Raw genomic sequence first — 18,038 nt, 5'->3', positions numbered from 1 at the left:
AGGGTGTCAAAAGGTCAAGCAGCCCCCCTGCATAGCAGGGGGGGTATTTTTTCTGTGACACAACTATACAAAAAACGAGCGGCATTTCCCATCCGCTCGTTTTTCGCGTCTTTTGGTTTTCTTACACCGATTTTCTCTTACACCAGCTCCCGCTCCGCCGCGTTCATTGCCGACTCAATCACCTTGTCCATATCGTAGTACCGGTACTCTCCCAGGCGGCCGCCGAAGATCACCTGGCTTTCCTTTTTCGCCAGCTCCTCGTACTGCCGGTAAAGCTCCTGGTTTTTCTCGTCGTTTACCGGATAATAAGGCTCCATGCCCTCTTTCCAGTCCACAGGATACTCCCTGGTGATCACCGTTTTCTCCTGGGTGCCGAACTCGAAGTGCTTGTGCTCGATGATTCTGGTATAAGGCGTCTCCCGGTCCGTGTAGTTCACCACGGCCACGCCCTGGTAGTTGTCCGTGTCCTTCACCTCCGTCTCAAACCGCAGGCTCCGGTACTCCAGTTTCCCAAAGCAGAACCCGAAATACTCGTCGATGGTTCCGGTATACACCACCTTTTCTCCCAGGCTGTCGTAATATTCCTTATCCTTCAGGTAATCCTTTCCCAGCTCCACGTCGCAGCCCTCAAAGAGCTTGTCCACAATCACATTGTAGCCGCCGATGGGGATTCCCTGGTAGAGGTCGTTGAAATAGTTGTTGTCGTAGGTGTAGCGCACCGGCAGGCGCTTGATGATAAAGGCCGGCAGGTCGCGGCACTCCCGGCCCCACTGTTTCTCCGTGTAGCCCTTCACCAGTTTCCGGTAAATGTCGATGCCCACCAGGCTAATGGCCTGCTCCTCCAGGTTTTTCGGCTCTCCCTGGATTCCGCTGCGCTGCTGCTCGATGATGGCCTTCGCCTGCGCCGGGGTGGAAATGCCCCACATTTTGCTGAAGGTATTCATATTGAAGGGCATATTGTACATCTGCCCTTTGAAATTGGCCACGGGACTGTTGGTATAGCGGTTGAAATCCGCCAGGCTGTTTACGAAATCCCACACTTTGCGGTTGCTGGTGTGGAAAATGTGGGCCCCGTACTTGTGCACATGGATGCCCTCGATGTCCTCGCAGTACACATTTCCGCCCATGTGGTCCCGGCGCTCCACCACCAGGCACTTCTTCCCCTGTTTTCCCGCCAGATAGGCAAATACGCCGCTGTAGAGCCCGGCTCCCACCAGCACGTAATCATACTTCTTCATTGTCACTGATTCCTTTCCCGAACGGCCTGGCCGTCCGGTCCTTCCAAGTATATTCTGTAAAGCTATGGCGGCCGGATATGAAAGCTACCTGGCCGCCTGTCTGCATTTCCTTTATTTTTCTATAATATGGCCGTTTTTCCTCATGACCTCGATCACCTGATCCACATACCTTTCACAGGTCTCGTGATCCGGGGCCTCCACCATCACCCGCACCACCGGCTCCGTTCCGGACTGGCGCAGAAGGATCCGGCCGTTGTCCCCCAGGGACTCCGTCACCTTTGCCACCTCTGCCTGCACATCGGCGTCGTCCTGGGCCTCCTTCTTATCCTTCACCCGCACATTTTTAAGCACCTGAGGATAGATCTCCACCTCTGACGCCAGCTGGTCTAAGGGCTGTTTCTTCTCCAGCATCACTTCCATCACCTTGATGGAGGTGAGGATTCCGTCTCCCGTGGTGGCATTCTTGCTGAAAATGATGTGGCCGGACTGTTCTCCGCCCAGGCAGTAGCCGTTCTGGGCCATGTTCTCGTAGACGTATTTGTCGCCCACCGCCGTTTTCTCGTAGCCGATGCCTTCCCGGTCAAGGGCTTTGTAAAGGCCGAAGTTGGACATCACCGTAGTCACGATCTTGTTTCCCACCAGGGCGCCCTGGGCCTTCATGTACTTTCCGCATATGTACATGATCAGGTCGCCGTCCACCAGGTTTCCGTTCCGGTCTACGGCCAAGCAACGGTCCGCGTCTCCGTCGTAGGCAAAGCCCACGTCGCAGCCCTGCTCCACCACGTACTTCTGTAATCCGCCGATGTGGGTGGAGCCGCAGTCCGTATTGATATTTAAGCCGTTGGGCTCGTTGTTGATCACGTGGGTCTCTGCCCCCAGGGCGTCGAACACGCTCTTGGCGATGGCCGAGGCGCTGCCGTTGGCGCAGTCCAAGGCCACCTTCCGGTTTTTAAAGGAGCGGGTGGCAATGGAGATCAGATAGCCGATGTAGCGGTTTCTGCCGGCGGCAAAATCCACGGTCTTTCCGATGGCATCTTTCGTGGCGAAGGGGATTTCCTCCGTCTCCCCATCCAGATACCGCTCGATCTCCTCGATCACGCTTTCCTCCAGCTTTTCTCCCCTCTCGTTGATCACCTTGATGCCGTTGTCATAGTAGGGGTTGTGGCTGGCGGAAATCATGATGCCGCAGTGGAACCCTTCCGTGCGCACCACGTAGGACACGCTGGGGGTCGTGGTCACATGGAGCAGATACGCGTCCGCCCCCGATGCCGTCAGCCCGGCCACCAGGGAATACTCAAACATATAGCTGCTCCGCCTCGTATCCTTGCCGATCACAATGCGGCATTTTTCATCCGGATTCCGCTTTCCGTAGTACCATCCCAGGAAACGGCCTACCTTGTAGGCGTGCTCCACCGTCAGATCCACATTGGCTTCCCCGCGGAAACCATCTGTTCCAAAATACTTGCCCATGCTCCTGTCACTCCTTTTAAATCAGTTTCAAGTACCGCTCCAGCGCGTCCTGCCAGGACGGCAGGCGCTCAAAGCCGTTCTCCGTCAGCTTTTCCTTGCTCATACGGCTGTTGCTGGGTCTGGCCGCCTTGGCGGGAAACTCCGCGCTGGTCACCGGGGTCACCTGCACGTCGTCCATACCTGCTTTTTTAAAGATCTCGCAGGCAAACTCGTACCAGCTGCACAGCCCCTCGTTGGTGGCGTGGTAGCGGCCGTATTTGTCCGTGAGGATCATATCCACCAAAAGCCTTGCCAGGTCATAGGTATAGGTGGGAGAGCCGATCTGGTCGTTTACCACGCTGACCTTTCCTCTCTCCTTGCCCAGACGCAGCATGGTCTTGATAAAGTTCTTTCCGTTTACGCCGAATACCCAGGCAATGCGGATGGTGAAATACTTCTCCAAAAGCTCCTCCACCGCCAGCTCGCCCTCGTACTTGGTCTGGCCGTACACGTTCAGGGGATGGCGCTCGTCATCCGGCTCCCAGGGCCTGGTCCCCTGTCCGTCAAACACGTAGTCCGTGCTGATGTACATCATGGGAATGTCCAGTTCCTTGCACACCGCCGCGATGTTTCTGGTGCCGTCGGCGTTGATCCGGCGGCATAGGTCCACATTCTCCTCCGCTGCGTCTACTGCAGTATATGCGGCGCAGTGCATCACCGCATCAGGTCCCACTTCTTTTATTACCCGCTGGCAGGCGGCCGCGTCGGTCACATCCATGTTGTCCACGTCCGTGCCCACGCCCTCAATGCCGCGCTTTGCCAGCTCATTCATCACGTCATGACCCAGCTGGCCATTGACTCCCGTTACCAGAATTTTCATTATAACCGCTCTCCATACATCTTCTCAAAATAGTTGGTGTACTCACCGTTGATGATGTGCTCCCACCACTCCTTGTTGTCCAGATACCACTGGATCGTCTGTTTCATGCCCGTGTCAAACACGTACTGCGGTTTCCACCCCAGCTCCGTCTCCATCTTCGTCGGGTCGATGGCGTAGCGTCTGTCGTGGCCGGGACGGTCCTTTACAAACTTGATTAAGCTCTCCGGCTTGTCCAGGGCGCGGAGGATGGTCTTTACCACCTCCAGGTTCGTCCTCTCATTGTGGCCGCCGATGTTGTACACCTCGCCCACTTTTCCCTTCTCCAGGATTAAGTCGATGGCCACGCAGTGGTCGGATACGTGCAGCCAGTCACGCACATTCTCTCCCGTTCCGTATACCGGCAGCTCCTCGTCTGCCAGGGCGCGGCTGATGATCAGGGGAATCAGTTTCTCCGGGAACTGGTAGGGGCCGTAGTTATTGGAACAGCGGGAAATGGTCACCGGGATTCCAAAGGTGCGGTGGTACGCCATCACAAATAAATCGGCGCTGGCCTTGGAGGAAGAATAGGGGCTGGACGTGTGCAGCGGCGTCTCCTCCGTGAAGAATAAGTCCGGACGGTCTAAGGGCAGGTCTCCGTACACCTCGTCGGTGGATACCTGGTGGAATCTCTTAATTCCAAACTCCTTGCAGGCGTCTAAGAGGGTGGTCGTTCCCATCACGTTGGTACGCACAAAGCTCTCCGGATCCTCGATGGAGCGGTCCACGTGGCTCTCCGCCGCGAAGTTTACGATGATGTCCGGTTTCTCCGTCTCAAATAAGTTGAAAATGAATTTCCGGTCGGCGATGTCTCCTTTAATGAACTTATAATTGGGGGCGTTCTCCACCTCGGTCAGGTTCTCCAGGTTTCCCGCGTACGTCAGCAGGTCCAGATTGATGATCTGGTGCTCCGGGTACTTCTTTACCATGTGAATCACAAAATTCGCGCCGATGAAACCGGCTCCGCCTGTCACTACGATCTTCATTATTTTCCTCCTAATGTCTCTGCCGCCCGTTCGGCCGGCATTTCTCTCATTATTCTTCCGGCTCCGGGATCAGTCCTTGGCCAGCTTGTCCACGTATTTTCCGTCCAGCACGTCCTTTAAGTACTTTCCGTACTGGTTCTTTTTCAGTACCTCGTAGGCCTCCATCACCTGTTCCTTCGTAATCCAGCCGTTTAAGTAGCCGATTTCCTCCAGGCAGGCAATCTTTCTGTGCTGGTGGGTCTCCACGGTCTTTACGAAATTAGTGGCTTCCACCAGGGACTCGTGGGTGCCTGTATCCAGCCAGGTAAAGCCCTGGCCTAAAAGGGTCACGTCCAGCTCGCCGTTTTCCAGATAGATCCGGTTTAAGTCGGTGATCTCCAGCTCTCCTCTGGCAGAGGGCTTTAACGCCTTGGCGTACTCCACTACCTTATTGTCATAGAAATAGAGGCCGGTGACGCAGTAGTTGGACTTGGGATGCTCCGGCTTTTCCTCGATGGAAATGGCCTTTCCGTCCTTGTCAAACTCCACGATTCCGAACCGCTCCGGATCGTCCACGTAGTAGCCGAACACCGTGGCGCCTACTTCCTTGGCAGCGGCGGCCCGCAGCCGTTTCTTTAAGCCCTGGCCCTGGAAAATATTGTCCCCCAGGATCATGGCCACGTGGTCATCGCCGATAAACTCCTCGCCGATGATGAACGCCTGGGCCAGGCCGTCGGGGCTGGGCTGCACGGCGTAAGAGAGCTGGATGCCAAACTGGCTGCCGTCTCCCAAAAGCGCCTCAAACCGGGGCGTATCCTCCGGCGTGGAAATAATCAGTATCTCCCGGATCCCCGCGTCCATCAGCACGGACAGGGGGTAGTAGATCATGGGTTTGTCATAGATGGGGAGAAGCTGCTTGGACGTCACCTTCGTCAGCGGGTAAAGTCTCGTTCCGGATCCTCCGGCCAGAATGATTCCCTTCATATTGTGTACCTCCGTATGGTTATCTTGATAAATATGGCTTTTTTGGTAAAATTCCCGTTTTTCCTATTATCATACCGCATCCGTTCAGGATATACTTTAATTATCTATTATTTTATTATTAAGATGTTGGGGGCAAAAGGTATTTTGACCCCTTTGATACCCAAGGTCAAAACCCTCTTGCAAGCAAGCTTGCATCGGATTTCCGACCTTTTGACCCTGGTATCTGTTAATTGCATCCCGAAGGAATTTCAGCGAAAAACGTCACAACAACAAATAGACTATACTATAGAACCCGCGAAAATTCAAGGAAAATAAGGGTTCCCGGCCTGCTCTGGTCAGATCTCCTCCGCTCCCATGGTCAGCAGATTGATCGCCCGGCGCATGGCCTCTGATTTCAGAATATTCTTCTTCCTGCAATACGCCTCCAGACGTTTCTTCGTCTCCACGTCCATCCGAAGGGAACAGGTCACCTCTTTGTTATTCGTGCCCTTGGGCCGTCCCGTCTTTGCCACCTCAGCACCTCCCTCTTTTACTTTGAAAGCCCCGGATGGCGGCGATATAGATGGGCGCGCTCGCGCGCACAGATATATCGGCATCAGACGGGCAAGACGGTATGAGAAAGTAGGGCGATAGCCCGGATTTCGAATACCGTCGGCAGATGGCGGGAACGCCGCAGGCGTGAAACCATCTGGCTTTCATGATTTGTGATGACCGCGTTAGCGGTCATGTCCATTTACTCTGTTTTTACCATTATACTTTGTGTATTACATGAAATCAAGCCCTAATTTTCGTTTTGAACAGATTGTCCCTGCACTGTCCCGGTTTCTTCCGCCGGCGGTTTTCCCTTTCCCGCACTCCGGCGCAGAAAACGCCGCCGGTCAAGGCTGCTTTGTCCTCTCCGGCGGCGTTTGATTCCCAGCCGCTTTTCATCTGTCACGGCCGCTTTCCCCGTCTAAAACAGCGGGCCCACCGCCAGAAACAGGGGCGCGAACACCAGGGACACAATGGTCATCAGTTTGATCAGAATATTGATGGACGGGCCGGAGGTATCCTTAAAGGGATCTCCCACCGTATCGCCCACCACAGCCGCCTTGTGGGACGGGCTGCCTTTTCCTCCGTGGGTTCCGCCTTCAATATATTTCTTCGCGTTGTCCCAGGCGCCGCCTGCGTTTGCCATGAAAATAGCCATGAGCACTCCCGTCACCAGAGCCCCCGCCAGCAGGCCGCCCAGGGCGTCCGTCCCCAGAACCACGCCCATGACAATAGGCGCCGCCACAGCAATCACTCCCGGCACCAGCATTTCCCGCAGGGCCGCTGTGGTGGAAATGTCCACACAGGAGGTGTAGTCCGGACGGCTCTCCCCCTTTAAGATGCCGGGATTCTCCCGGAACTGTCTCCGCACCTCCTCAATCATGCGGTAAGCCGCCTTGGACACGGATTCCATGGTGATGGCAGAAAACAGAAACGGCAGCATTCCTCCGATAAACAAACCGATGATCACCTTAGGATTTAGGATGTCAATGGAGGTCAGGCCCACCGCCTGGGCATAGGACACAAACAGGGCCAATGCTGTCAGGGCCGCGGAACCGATGGCAAAGCCTTTTCCTACCGCGGCTGTGGTGTTCCCCACACTGTCCAGCTTATCCGTGACGGCGCGGACCCGTTCATCCAGGCCGGACATCTCCGCGATTCCTCCCGCGTTGTCCGCGATGGGGCCGTAGGCGTCCACCGCGATGGTGCTACCGGTGGTGGCCAGCATTCCCACCGCCGCCAGGGCAATCCCGTACAGGCCGGCCGCCGTGTAGGCCGCCAAAATGCCTGCCGCGATAAATAAAATGGGGGCTACCGTGGATTTCATGCCCACCGCCAGACCGGAAATAATATTGGTGGCGGAGCCGGTTTCCGACTGCTCAGCAATCCGTTTTACGGAGCCGTATTTGTCGGAGGTGTAGATTTCCGTCAGCTGCCCGATGATAAATCCCACCGCCAGGCCGGACACCACTGCCAACGCCTCCTGCATCCTTCCAAACAGCAGGCCGCTCAATCCAAAGGACACGATAATTACGATCACGTAGGCCACGTAGCTGCCCAGATTCAGCGCCTTCTGGGGGTCGCCTCCCTCTTTTCCGCGAACAAACATGGTTCCCACCATGGACGCGGCGATTCCGGCCGCTGCCAGCAGCAGGGGGAAGAACGCGCCCTCCGCCTGCCAGGCCACCACGCCCAGAGTCACCGCCGACACGATGGAGCCCACGTAGGACTCAAACAGGTCGGCGCCCATACCGGCCACATCGCCTACGTTGTCCCCCACGTTGTCCGCAATGACGGCCGGGTTTCTGGGATCGTCCTCCGGGATTCCCGCCTCCACCTTTCCCACCAGGTCCGCTCCCACATCGGCGGCCTTGGTGTAAATGCCTCCGCCCACACGGGCAAAGAGGGCGATGGACGACGCGCCCAGGCTGTAGCCTGTGAGCACATCCACACTTCCCGTCACCAGGTAAATGACGCTGGCGCCTAAAAGCCCCAGGCCGACCACGCACATTCCCATGACGGCTCCGCCTTTATAGGCGATGCCCAGGGCGCGGGCCATTCCGCCTTCCATGGCGCCGTTTGCCGTGCGCACGTTGGCATCCGTGGCCACCTGCATCCCGATATACCCGGCCAGGGTGGAAAATGCCGCTCCCACGAGAAAGCACACCGCCGTCACCCAGTTTCCGATGCCCACCCCAATCAGCACGAACAAAATGAGCACAAAAAATACCAGAAGGCGGTACTCCGCCCGCAGAAACGCCTGCGCCCCCTCCTTGATCGCCCCGGAAATCTCTTTCATCCGGTCATTGCCAACAGCCTGCCGTCTCACGCTCATGGCAAGAGTGAGAGCAAAGAGCAGAGCCGCCGCCCCCGCTGCCGGAGCAAGCCACATCAGTGTCCTCATAAATGCTCACCTCCTGAAATCCAACCGCCGGCCTGCGGCGGTATCTCTATAAGGTTATATTACTCCTTTTTCTATCTATTCGTCAATATTGTGTATTATTTTTTGAAAATTAGATTTTTATGCAAAAGATGGCGGAAAGATTTGAGGGGGGACGGGAGGAAAGAATGGCGGGGTTTATAGTGTAAGAATGGGAGCTGGAGCGGCCTCACAGGCTGGAGGACGGATGGGAAAACAGCCAGTTTTCTACATAAAAAGTGTGCGCTTGGCGCACACTCGCGCCGGAGCGGGGCTGCGTCAGCAGCTATATTCCTCCCCGCGGAGTGCACCTCCTTACGGAGCATTCTTATTTAACAGGAAACGCAGTTTCCTGTTAAATAAGAATAAGCCGGCCCCGCCGGGCCGGCACACAAACCTTCATTTCCAGATCGTTTACTTCCCCAACATCTCCCCATACCGTCCAAGAAACGCCTGGGTTCTCTCGTTGGCAGAGGAAAATACCGCCTCCGGCGCCCCTTCCTCCACGATGACGCCGTCCGCCATGAAAATCACCCGGTCGGAGATGTCCCTGGCAAAGGCCATCTCGTGGGTCACAATCACCATGGTGATGTCCAGATCCGCCAAAGAGCGGATCACCTTCAGCACCTCACCGGTGAGCTCAGGATCCAGGGCGGAGGTGGGCTCGTCAAAAAACAGCACCTTGGGGCTTAAGGCCAGGGCACGGGCGATGGCCACTCTCTGGCACTGGCCGCCGGACAGCTGACAGGGATAGGCGTCCGCCTTATCCTCCAGCCCCATCTTTTTCAACAGCTCCATGCCTTCCCGGTACGCGTCCTCTCTGCTCTTTTTCTGTACGTGTATGGGCGCGTCGGTGATGTTCTTAATCACGGAAAAATGGGGGAACAGGTTAAAGCTCTGGAACACCAGGCCATAGCTTTTCTGAATCTCCTTCAGTTTATCCCGTTTGGCGTAGACGGCGCGGCCGTTTCCTGCGTCTGTCCAGGCGGCTTTTTCCCCCAGATACGCGATCTCGCCGCTGTCAATGGTCTCCAGCATGGTGGCGCACCGCAGCAGCGTGGATTTTCCGGAGCCGGACGGGCCGATGATGGAGACGATTTCCCCCTCTGACACGGACAGGGAAATGTCCTTCAACACCGGAAGATTCTCAAATTTTTTCTGAATGTGTTTCATTTCCAGCAGATACATATCCGGCCTCCTATTGATAGTATGACAGTTTCTTTTCAAAATGCTCCATCACCAGGGCCACCAGCAGGTTGAACACATAATAGAAAATCCCCGCGGCCACGAACGGCGTCATTGCCGCCTGAGCGGACGCCAGCTGCTTGGCGACGGTGAACATTTCAATCACGCTGATGGTAAACGCCAGCGACGTGTCTTTTACAAGAGTGATCACCTCGTTGGTGACGGACGGCAGAATGCGTTTCACCACCTGAGGGAAAATGATCTTGAAAAAGGTCTGAAAACGGCTGTAGCCCAAAAGCTTTGCCGCCTCGTACTGCCCGGCGGGCATGGACTGGATGCCGCTGCGGTAGATTTCCGCGAAATACGCCGCGTAATTGACCACAAAGCCGATAAATACAGCCCAAAGCCGGTAGTCGTTCGTAACGCGGATGCCGAAAATGTAGTACGGCCCAAAATATACGATAAAGAGCTGAAGCATGAGCGGCGTTCCCCGCATAACGGAAATGTACGCCTTGGTAATCCAGCGGATCACCGGATTTTTCGCCATTCTTCCAAAGGATACCAACAGCCCCAGAGGCAGGGAGAATACCAGCGTCACCACAAATATCTGCACCGTCACCATCATTCCGTCAAACAGCTGGGGCAGCATGGCGGCCATCTCCGCAAACCAGTTCATTGTCTGTTCCATAAATTAAATCTCCCTGTCACACGGACAGGCGGCTCCATGGGCCGCCTATCTGTCTGCTTTTTCTTTTATTGTCAGGTTCCAGATTATTTTCCGATGGTGGTGATGTCGCTGCCGAACCACTCCTCAGAAATCTCTGCCATGGTGCCGTCGGCGGCCATCTCCTCCAAAGCTGCCTGTACCTGGTCCCGCAGCTCCGTGTTTCCTAATTTAAAGCCTACGGCGTACTCCTCGGAAGAAAGGGCGTCGTCTAAAATCACCGCGTCCGTTCCTCTCTGAGTCAGCAGGTAGTTCGCTACCACGCTGTCCATTCCCACCGCGTCCACGGCGCCCATCTCCAGATCCATGATGGCCTGGTTATAGTTCGGCGTCGTCTCCACGCTGCCAAGGCTGGCCTTTAAGTCCGTCATCTCATTTAACGCCGTCTCCGCCGCGGAATCCACCTGCACCTCCACGACCTTTCCCGCCAGATCCTCCAGGCTGGAAATGCCCGAATCCGCCATCACTACAAATACCTGAGCGTTATCCATATACGGGTCTGTCCAGGTGTACTGATCCTCACGGCCGGTGATGGTAAAGCCATTCCATACGCAGTCGATGGTGCCGTTGTCCAACTCCATATCCTTGGCGTCCCACAGAATCGGCTGGGCCACAAACTCCAGCCCCAGACGATTTGCCACTTCCTTTGCCAGATCCAGGTCAAAGCCGGTGTAGGAGCCGTCCTCAGCCTTAAATCCCATAGGCGGAAGATCCGCGTCAAAGCCTACCACAAAGGTGCCGTCCGCCGCGGCCTCCGCCTCCTGGCCGTCCGTCTCCTCGGAGCTCTCCTCCTCTGCGGCCTCCGTATCCGCCGCCGTGTCGGCTGCCGTGGTGTCCGCCGCCGTCGTGCTACCTGTGGAACCATTTCCGCAGCCCGCCGCGGCCATCACTGCCGCCATCATCACCGCTGCTGCAACCACTTTTTTCTTCATAATCTTATCCTCCTCATAAATGGCCTGGACTGAAAATCAGTTTCCCCCACCAGGCCGCTGCTTTCCTTTTTGTTTTTGTGTTACCATGGTAGCATACTAAAGTGTTTTTGTAAAGCAGAAATTCATGAGAATTATAAAATTTTTGGAATCTCCTCCAGGGAGTGGATTTCCACGTCAATGGAAACTCCCGCCTCGTTGGTTTCGCCGTAGGCGTTGTACCAGCAGGTATGGATGCCGGCGCGGTTTCCTCCGGCCATATCGGAGCTCAGCCCGTCGCCGATGATCATCACCTCGTCCCGGTGGATGTCCTGGGGCATCCTGGCAAAGCAGTAGTCAAAATACTCCTTCTGAGGTTTCTGGCTGCCTGTGTCCTCGGAGATGAACAGATCCCGAAAATAGGGGAGCAGGCCGGCCCTCTCAAGCCGGTCCCGCTGCATCTTGGAGTAGCCGTTGGAGGCGGCGTAGAGAAGGTATCTGGACGACAAGTAGCGAAGCATTTCCTCCGCCCCGTCGATGACGATCAGAAGGCCTTCCACCGCCCCCTCATAAAGGCGCTCGCAGACTGCCGGATCCACCTTCACATCCAGGCCCAGCTCCTCAAAGTACGCCGGATAGCGCAGAATGCCGATCTCCCTCCTGGTGATCTCTCCCCGCTCATACTTCTGCCAGAAACGCTGGTTTAAGTCGTGATACCGTTTCGTTTTTTCCCCGTCAGGCGCGATTCCGTAGTGCTCCAGAACGGCGCTGATCCCCCGGATTTCCGCCTGCCGGAAATCCAACAGCGTGCCGTCAATGTCAATGAGCAGCGCTTTCATCTTCATATACAATCTCCCCGTCACAGATAGTGTATTTCACCTTTCCATAGAGTTTCCAGCCGGTAAAGGGACAGTTGGAGGCCTTGGAGGCGTAGTTTCCCACGGTCCACTCCTCGTTCTCGTCAAACAGCACCAGGTCGGCGTCCTCGCCCTCCGTCAGCCAGCCCTTATCCAGGCGGTAGAGGCAGGCGGGGTTGAAACTCATTTTTTCCATGAGCTGGGCGATGGTCAGCTCGCCCGTTCTCACCAGCTGGGTGATCCCTAAGGCCAGGGCCGTCTCCAGTCCGATAATGCCGCTGGGGGCCTGCGTCAAAGGCTTTTCCTTTTCCTCCGCGCTGTGTGGGGCGTGATCCGTGGCGATCATGTCAATGGTGCCGTCCTTTAAGCCCTCGATGAGCGCTCTCCGGTCTGCCTCCGTGCGCAGGGGCGGATTCATCTTCGCCAGGGTGCCGTACTCCGTCACGGCGTCCTCCGTCAGGGTGAAATGGTGGGGCGTCACCTCCGCCCACACGTCGGCCCCCATCTTTTTGGCGGCCCGCACCATGGCCACGGATTTGGCAGAGCTGATGTGCTGGATGTTTACGGAGGCTCCCGTGTGGAGGGCGATCATGCAGTCTCTGGCCACCAGGCTGTCCTCTGCCACCGCCGGGGAGCCGTAGATCCCCAGTTTCTCGGAAACTTTGCCGTGGTTAATGCCGTTTTCCCGGATGAAACAGGGGTCTTCCTCGTGGAAGCTTAAGGGAACGTCCAGGCGGGCGGCCGTCTCCATAGCCTCCATCACCAGCTTTCCGTCCATCAGCGGGATTCCGTCATCGGTGAACCCCACGGCTCCTGCCTCCTTTAATGCCTCCATGTCGGTCATTTCCTCTCCCTTTAAGCCCTTGCTCACAGCGGCGGCGGGGAGTACGTGGATGCCGGTCTTTTTTCCCTCCTCCAGGATGTAGGACACCGTCTCCGGGGTGTCCGCCGCCGGTTTGGTGTTCGCCATGGTGATCACGGTGGTGTAGCCGCCCCGTTTGGCAGCGGCGGCGCCGGTCTGGATGTCCTCTTTGTAGGTGAGGCCGGGATCCCGGAAATGTACGTGCACGTCAATGAGTCCGGGGGCGAGCGTGAGCCCGGCGGCGCGGATGACGGTCATCTCCCCTTCCGGCTCGATGTGACCGGCGATTTTCGCGATCTTTCCATCCTTGATGAGAACGTCCGCAATCCGCTCCGTCCCCGTTTTCGGGTCTACCGCTTTACTTCCTTTGATTAAAATCATGTGAATTCTCCTTTCCGCAGACGGCCCTTGGCCGTTTTCACGTTTCCTGGCTATGATTTTAGCTATGGTTTTTCCTGTATGATAAACGGGGGTTCCGGCAGCGCCGGCGGCGTCACAGCTCAAAGCTGTCCCCGTCTCCCGTTATCCTCACAATCCGCTCCCGGTAAGGCTCGCTCTCCGGCATGGATTTTAATGCTCCAATCACACTGTAATCGTCCCAGCAGTGCATGGGAAATACGCGTTTCGCCCCCACCTGTCTCATGAAATCATCCAGTCCCAGGTAAAAATTTTCTTCCAGGCGGCCGTCCAAAGGCACGAAGGCGATGTCGATCTCCTTCCCCCAGCCGTCCAAAACCTCCCGGATTTTTTTCAGCTCCCGGTGGTAATTTGCCGCCATGGAATGGTTCCAGGAATCCGGTTCCCCTTTCCAGGTCCAGTTGTTTAAATCTCCCGCGTGGTAGATCACCGTCCCGCCGCAGTCCACGAGAAAGGCCACGCCCTCGTCGGTGGAGCGGAAGGTGTGGACGCGAAGGACGGGAGAAACGGCGGCCGGCTCTGTCTCCGGCTGGCCGGAAATGCCCGCGGCCTCCGGTTTTCCGGAAAGCTCGATGTCCCGCTCCTCGCCAGGAGCCAGAAATAAGGCCTTCTGCCGCTTTTCCGCGGGCACCCGCCGCTCCCAGATGTCATTGGAAATCACGTAGCGGACGTCTTTAAAACGATCCGGAAGGTGGAAAATGGCCTCGGAAAAATGGTCTCCGTGGCGGTGGCTGGCGAAGACAAACAGGGGCTTTTCCCCGTCCGCCTGGGGCAGGTCACCGGTGTAATAGTCAAACAGCAGGCTGGCCTGGGGCAGTTCTGCCAGAAAGCCGCTGTGGTGGATGTAAGTGATGGTCATGATTCCTCCTCCTGTTTTTTCCTCTCCAGGGAGTTTCCGCACTTCGGACAGAATACAAACTCTTTTTCCTGGTCAATGAACTGGTAGCCGCAGCTGGGGCAGGAACGCATCCGGAAATTTTCGCCGTAGATGGCTTTCAGGGCGCGGGCGTCAGGGGCGCCGGGGAACACAGGGGAATTTCCCTGGGGCGCCGGGCCGGCCTGGGGTGTGGGAACATTGTCGCGGGCGCCGGGGACACCGGTTTCGTTCGGAGCGGTTCCGTCAGGGACGCCGCCGCCAAATGCCGCCGGAGGCATTTCCCCTCCATTTTCCCCATTGGGATCCGGGTACTGGGCGGAGATGACGGAGCCGCCAGTTTCATTTGTGCTGTTTCCTGCTCCGGCGGTTCCCGCAGTTCCGGCGTAGGGGCTGCCGGTATTTCCGCCGTAGCCGTACTCTCCGCGGAAATTCTGGCCGCTGCGCTGCAGCAGGTGGAGATGCTCCTGGCGGATCTCCATCTGTTCTCCCCTCGCCAGCGCCTTTCCCACCTCCGGGTCCAGCTCGTAGAGGGAGCCGCAGCAGGTGGTTTTCACGTAATACCGCCGGTTCCATTTAAACAGCGGGATAAAGAAAAAGCTGAAATACGTATAGGCCATGATCACCTGGTATCTCCCGTAGCCGCCGCAGATGGCGCAGAGCGCCGCCGGCTGGCCGTAGGGGATTTCCTTCTGTCCGTGGCCAATTCCTCCAATAAATATCATAGTCCTCCTCCTTCCGGTTCGCCGCAGGTCAGTCTAGCACCGCGGAGATCCGTTTCCGAAGCTCTCCCTCCCGATCCTCAAAGAGGAGCTTCTTATTGTACTGATAATACCGCTCGCATTCGTATTCCTGTAAAAACCGAACGCAGTGGTAGCTGGTGTTTAAATTGGTGACGAAGATAACCATTTCCTGTCCGTCCCCGAAGGCCGCCTCCATGAAGTCAAAGCCGTGTTCCAGCATTTCCCCGGCCTCGTCCCACAGATTCTCATAGCGCTCCCGCTCCGCGGCAAACAGCTCCTTTACGGCGTCCCAGGTTTCCTCTGTTTCCCGCAAGCCCCGGTTTCGGATTTCCTTTCCGTAGCCCTCCAAAACGGCTATGGCCCGCAGATACCGCTCGTCCTCCCGGCGGCTCAAAAGCTCCGCCCTCTTTTTCTCCTCCCGCTCCGCCGTCAGATGGTCTAACACAGTCGCCAAGCGCTCCGGCCCGTTTCCATCCTGCTGGGAGTAGGTTTTTAAGTTTTCTAAGAGCAGCTCCAGATGTCTTTCCTGGGCGGACACGTCCTTAAACTCATTTCCCAGGCGGGTGAGCAGAAGGCTGATTACGCTCAGTTTCTCGTCAAAGGGGGCGCGGGCCACCTTTTCGCACAGCTCCTCCCGGATCTGCCCCCGGAGAATGGCGTCCACCTGGTAATCGTTCTCATATTTATAGTAGAGCTCCAGATAGTTGGCAAAGTCCTTGGCAATGGCCGGAAACTGGATGTACTGGACGATCACGTCCCGGTCCACCGTCATTCCCAGGCGCTCGTAGACCTCGATGAGCCTGGATAAATCCTCCCAGCCTCTGGGGGTGGCAAACAGCTTTCCGTCCACCGTAGTCTCAATGCGGCAGAAATTCTGCTCCTTGACGCTTAAGTAGGAGACGATGGCGGGGTGAATGGACTCCTCCAGGGCATATTCTTTCCACACGGCAAAATCCGGCTCCACCTGGATGAGTTTCAGACGGTCCAGGGTGACGATGTCGAATTCCCGGACGGATTTGTTGTACTCCGGCGGGTTTCCGGCGGCGGCGATGAGCCAGCCCTCCGGGATTTTGTGGTTTCCGAAGGTTTTGCACTGGAGAAACTGGAGCATGGTGGGCGCCAGGGTCTCCGACACGCAGTTGATTTCGTCGATGAAAAGGATGCCCTCCTTTAAGCCGGTCTCCTCGATTTTATTGTAAATGGAGGCCACAATCTCGCTCATGGTGTACTCGGTCACAGAATACTCCCGGCCGCCGTATTTCTTTTTGGAGATGAAGGGCAGGCCCACGGCGCTTTGCCGGGTGTGATGGGTGATGGTGTAAGCCACCAGCCCTACGCCGCATTCTCTGGCAATCTGCTCCATCACCTGGGTCTTTCCGATGCCGGGAGCGCCGATGAGCAGCACCGGGCGCTGGCGGATGGCCGGAATCACGTAGCGGCCAAATTCATCCTTCAGCAGATAGGCCTGAATGGTATTTTTGATTTCCTGTTTCGCTCGTTTGATATTCATGTCATTTCCCTTTCTCCGCCCTCTGTCCAGAGCGTCTGTCCGCCCCAATCCTCGCCCAGGGCATCCTCCGGCTCCGGTTCCAGATCCCCAGGCTCCAGAATCAGCTTGATGGCCCAGGGTGGAACGGAAATATCTGTATAATTATCCTTGATAAACACAAATGCAGTGTCGTAGGGCGGCCGTTTCACCGGGAAAATTCCCTCTCCGTCGGTGAAATAGATGAGGCCCTTCAGCTTGTGGAACCGCCCCATGTGGATCAGGGCGTTCACATACTCAAACGCCGGACGGAAATCTGTCCCGCCAAAGCCGCGGATGGTGAAATGCTCCATGTACTCCGCCATTTCCTCCCGGCTGGTCACCACATGGTCGTCCTGTATCTTTTCGTCGCACTGGATGATGTGGACGTTTATTTTCGTAAAATAGCTCTCCGATTCGCAGAGAACGGAGTAGGTTTCCTCCAGGAAACGCCGCACCAGCTCGCCGGAGCAGGACATGGAGGTGTCGATCACCACCACAAAATCCTCTACCCGGTAAACTTCCCTGGTCTCCTGGGGTTCAATGAGGGGCATATTTCCGTACAGCTCTAATCCGTAGGTGTAGAACACGTAGTCAAAGGAATCGGGATCTGCCTGGAGTTCCTCCTTCAGCACCGCAAACTTGCGAAGAAACCGTTTGTAGTCGTATCGCTGGCGGTTTTCTGCCCGGACCTGCTCCAGAAGGTCTCCGTTGTCGTTAGAATTTTCCTTGGCAAAGGTCTCCATATTGGTCTGCATCTGCTCCCGGTTCTTGTCCCATTTATTTTTCCTGGGCTGCTGGTTAGGGCTGCGCTTTTCTTCTTTCCAATAGCGGTGGTCGTCCACGATAAACTCGGACGCTAGTCTCATATACTGCTGCTCGTTTAACTCCATGGCCTGGAGTTCCCGGTAAATGCCCTCTGCCGTCAGCACCTTCAGCCGCTTTCCCAGCCGCAGATAGATTTCCCGGCGGAAAGGTGTGGGCGAGATGTGGACGCACTTCTGATACATTCCATCTATGATGGACTCCATGGCAATGTCACAGGCCAGGTTCCAGTAGTCCTCCGCCCGCTTTCCTCTGGTGTCCATGTGGCAGAACAGGCAGTGAAGGACCATGTGAAGATACGCCCTGTTTACGTGTACCCGGCCGCGACGGTACAATCCCATCAGGTACTCCGGATGGTAATAAATGCCATATCCGTCCGTTCCCACGCCGGCGCAGGCCGGATCCGCCTGAAAATAGAGGCTGCTTAACGCCACGTCCAGAAATCTCATATTCATATATAATTCGTTTCTCGCGTCGGAGAGAATCTCCACACAGATGGAAACGACATCCAGCTCCTCCAGCTGGCGGTGTCTTGTTGGGTCGATCATGTTGATGCTCCTTTTTGGGGTGGTGAGGGCCGTAAAATGGGGGCGGCTCTGTGGGCCCGCTGAGGGGT

Annotated in this window: 16 protein-coding genes; all 16 read right to left on the bottom strand. The window is 56.4% G+C overall.

Annotated features, from left to right (window positions below):
• Nucleotides 1–137: 137 nt before the first annotated feature.
• Complete coding sequence (gene glf / locus B5E84_RS10120; protein WP_087222317.1) at nt 138–1,238, bottom strand: UDP-galactopyranose mutase; 1,101 nt, start codon at nt 1,236–1,238, stop codon at nt 138–140.
• Between the two features lie 111 nt (nt 1,239–1,349).
• Nucleotides 1,350–2,708: a phosphoglucosamine mutase gene (glmM, locus tag B5E84_RS10115; RefSeq protein ID WP_087222315.1), complete on the bottom strand. Its 1,359-nt coding sequence runs from the start codon at nt 2,706–2,708 to the stop codon at nt 1,350–1,352.
• A 16-nt stretch (nt 2,709–2,724) separates the two neighbouring features.
• On the bottom strand, nt 2,725–3,567 hold the full coding sequence (gene rfbD / locus B5E84_RS10110) for a dTDP-4-dehydrorhamnose reductase (RefSeq protein ID WP_087222313.1): 843 nt from the start codon (nt 3,565–3,567) through the stop codon (nt 2,725–2,727).
• Nucleotides 3,567–4,589, bottom strand: coding sequence for a dTDP-glucose 4,6-dehydratase (gene rfbB, locus B5E84_RS10105; RefSeq protein WP_087222311.1), 1,023 nt, complete (start codon nt 4,587–4,589; stop codon nt 3,567–3,569). The genes rfbD and rfbB overlap by 1 nt, the downstream gene beginning before the upstream one ends.
• 69 nt (nt 4,590–4,658) lie before the next feature.
• Entirely contained in the window at nt 4,659–5,552 is an 894-nt protein-coding gene (rfbA, locus tag B5E84_RS10100) for a glucose-1-phosphate thymidylyltransferase RfbA (RefSeq protein ID WP_087222308.1), read from the bottom strand.
• A gap of 335 nt (nt 5,553–5,887) precedes the next feature.
• The gene (locus tag B5E84_RS10095; protein ID WP_087222306.1) at nt 5,888–6,064 is read right to left on the bottom strand and encodes a ribbon-helix-helix domain-containing protein; all 177 of its coding nucleotides are present in this window, start codon (nt 6,062–6,064) and stop codon (nt 5,888–5,890) included.
• A gap of 440 nt (nt 6,065–6,504) precedes the next feature.
• The gene (locus B5E84_RS10090; protein ID WP_087222304.1) at nt 6,505–8,487 is read right to left on the bottom strand and encodes a sodium-translocating pyrophosphatase; all 1,983 of its coding nucleotides are present in this window, start codon (nt 8,485–8,487) and stop codon (nt 6,505–6,507) included.
• Nucleotides 8,488–8,916: 429 nt separating this feature from the next.
• The gene (locus B5E84_RS10085; protein ID WP_087222302.1) at nt 8,917–9,690 is read right to left on the bottom strand and encodes an amino acid ABC transporter ATP-binding protein; all 774 of its coding nucleotides are present in this window, start codon (nt 9,688–9,690) and stop codon (nt 8,917–8,919) included.
• A gap of 10 nt (nt 9,691–9,700) precedes the next feature.
• Nucleotides 9,701–10,345 carry an amino acid ABC transporter permease gene (locus B5E84_RS10080; protein WP_204248572.1) on the bottom strand — a complete coding sequence of 215 codons (645 nt, stop codon included), beginning with the start codon at nt 10,343–10,345 and terminating at the stop codon, nt 9,701–9,703.
• A gap of 113 nt (nt 10,346–10,458) precedes the next feature.
• Nucleotides 10,459–11,343 carry an amino acid ABC transporter substrate-binding protein gene (locus B5E84_RS10075; protein WP_087222300.1) on the bottom strand — a complete coding sequence of 295 codons (885 nt, stop codon included), beginning with the start codon at nt 11,341–11,343 and terminating at the stop codon, nt 10,459–10,461.
• A 131-nt stretch (nt 11,344–11,474) separates the two neighbouring features.
• Nucleotides 11,475–12,164 carry a YjjG family noncanonical pyrimidine nucleotidase gene (locus tag B5E84_RS10070; protein WP_087222298.1) on the bottom strand — a complete coding sequence of 230 codons (690 nt, stop codon included), beginning with the start codon at nt 12,162–12,164 and terminating at the stop codon, nt 11,475–11,477.
• On the bottom strand, nt 12,139–13,419 hold the full coding sequence (locus tag B5E84_RS10065; protein ID WP_087222296.1) for a dihydroorotase: 1,281 nt from the start codon (nt 13,417–13,419) through the stop codon (nt 12,139–12,141). Before B5E84_RS10065 ends, B5E84_RS10070 begins: the two co-directional genes overlap by 26 nt.
• A 112-nt stretch (nt 13,420–13,531) precedes the next feature.
• Nucleotides 13,532–14,314, bottom strand: a complete 783-nt coding sequence (locus B5E84_RS10060; protein ID WP_087222294.1) for an MBL fold metallo-hydrolase — start codon at nt 14,312–14,314, stop codon at nt 13,532–13,534.
• Complete coding sequence (locus tag B5E84_RS10055) at nt 14,311–15,054, bottom strand: zinc ribbon domain-containing protein (protein ID WP_087222292.1); 744 nt, start codon at nt 15,052–15,054, stop codon at nt 14,311–14,313. The genes B5E84_RS10060 and B5E84_RS10055 overlap by 4 nt, the downstream gene beginning before the upstream one ends.
• A 28-nt stretch (nt 15,055–15,082) precedes the next feature.
• Nucleotides 15,083–16,582, bottom strand: coding sequence for an ATP-binding protein (locus B5E84_RS10050; protein WP_087222290.1), 1,500 nt, complete (start codon nt 16,580–16,582; stop codon nt 15,083–15,085).
• Nucleotides 16,579–17,970, bottom strand: coding sequence for a vWA domain-containing protein (locus B5E84_RS10045; RefSeq protein ID WP_087222288.1), 1,392 nt, complete (start codon nt 17,968–17,970; stop codon nt 16,579–16,581). Before B5E84_RS10045 ends, B5E84_RS10050 begins: the two co-directional genes overlap by 4 nt.
• Between the last annotated feature and the right edge of the window lie 68 nt (nt 17,971–18,038).

Source organism: Lachnoclostridium sp. An14 (assembly GCF_002160755.1).
Taxonomy (GTDB): Bacteria; Bacillota; Clostridia; order Lachnospirales; family Lachnospiraceae; genus Lachnoclostridium_A.
Note: the sequence above shows the minus strand (reverse complement) of the source record. Positions and strands in the feature narration are given on the sequence as shown.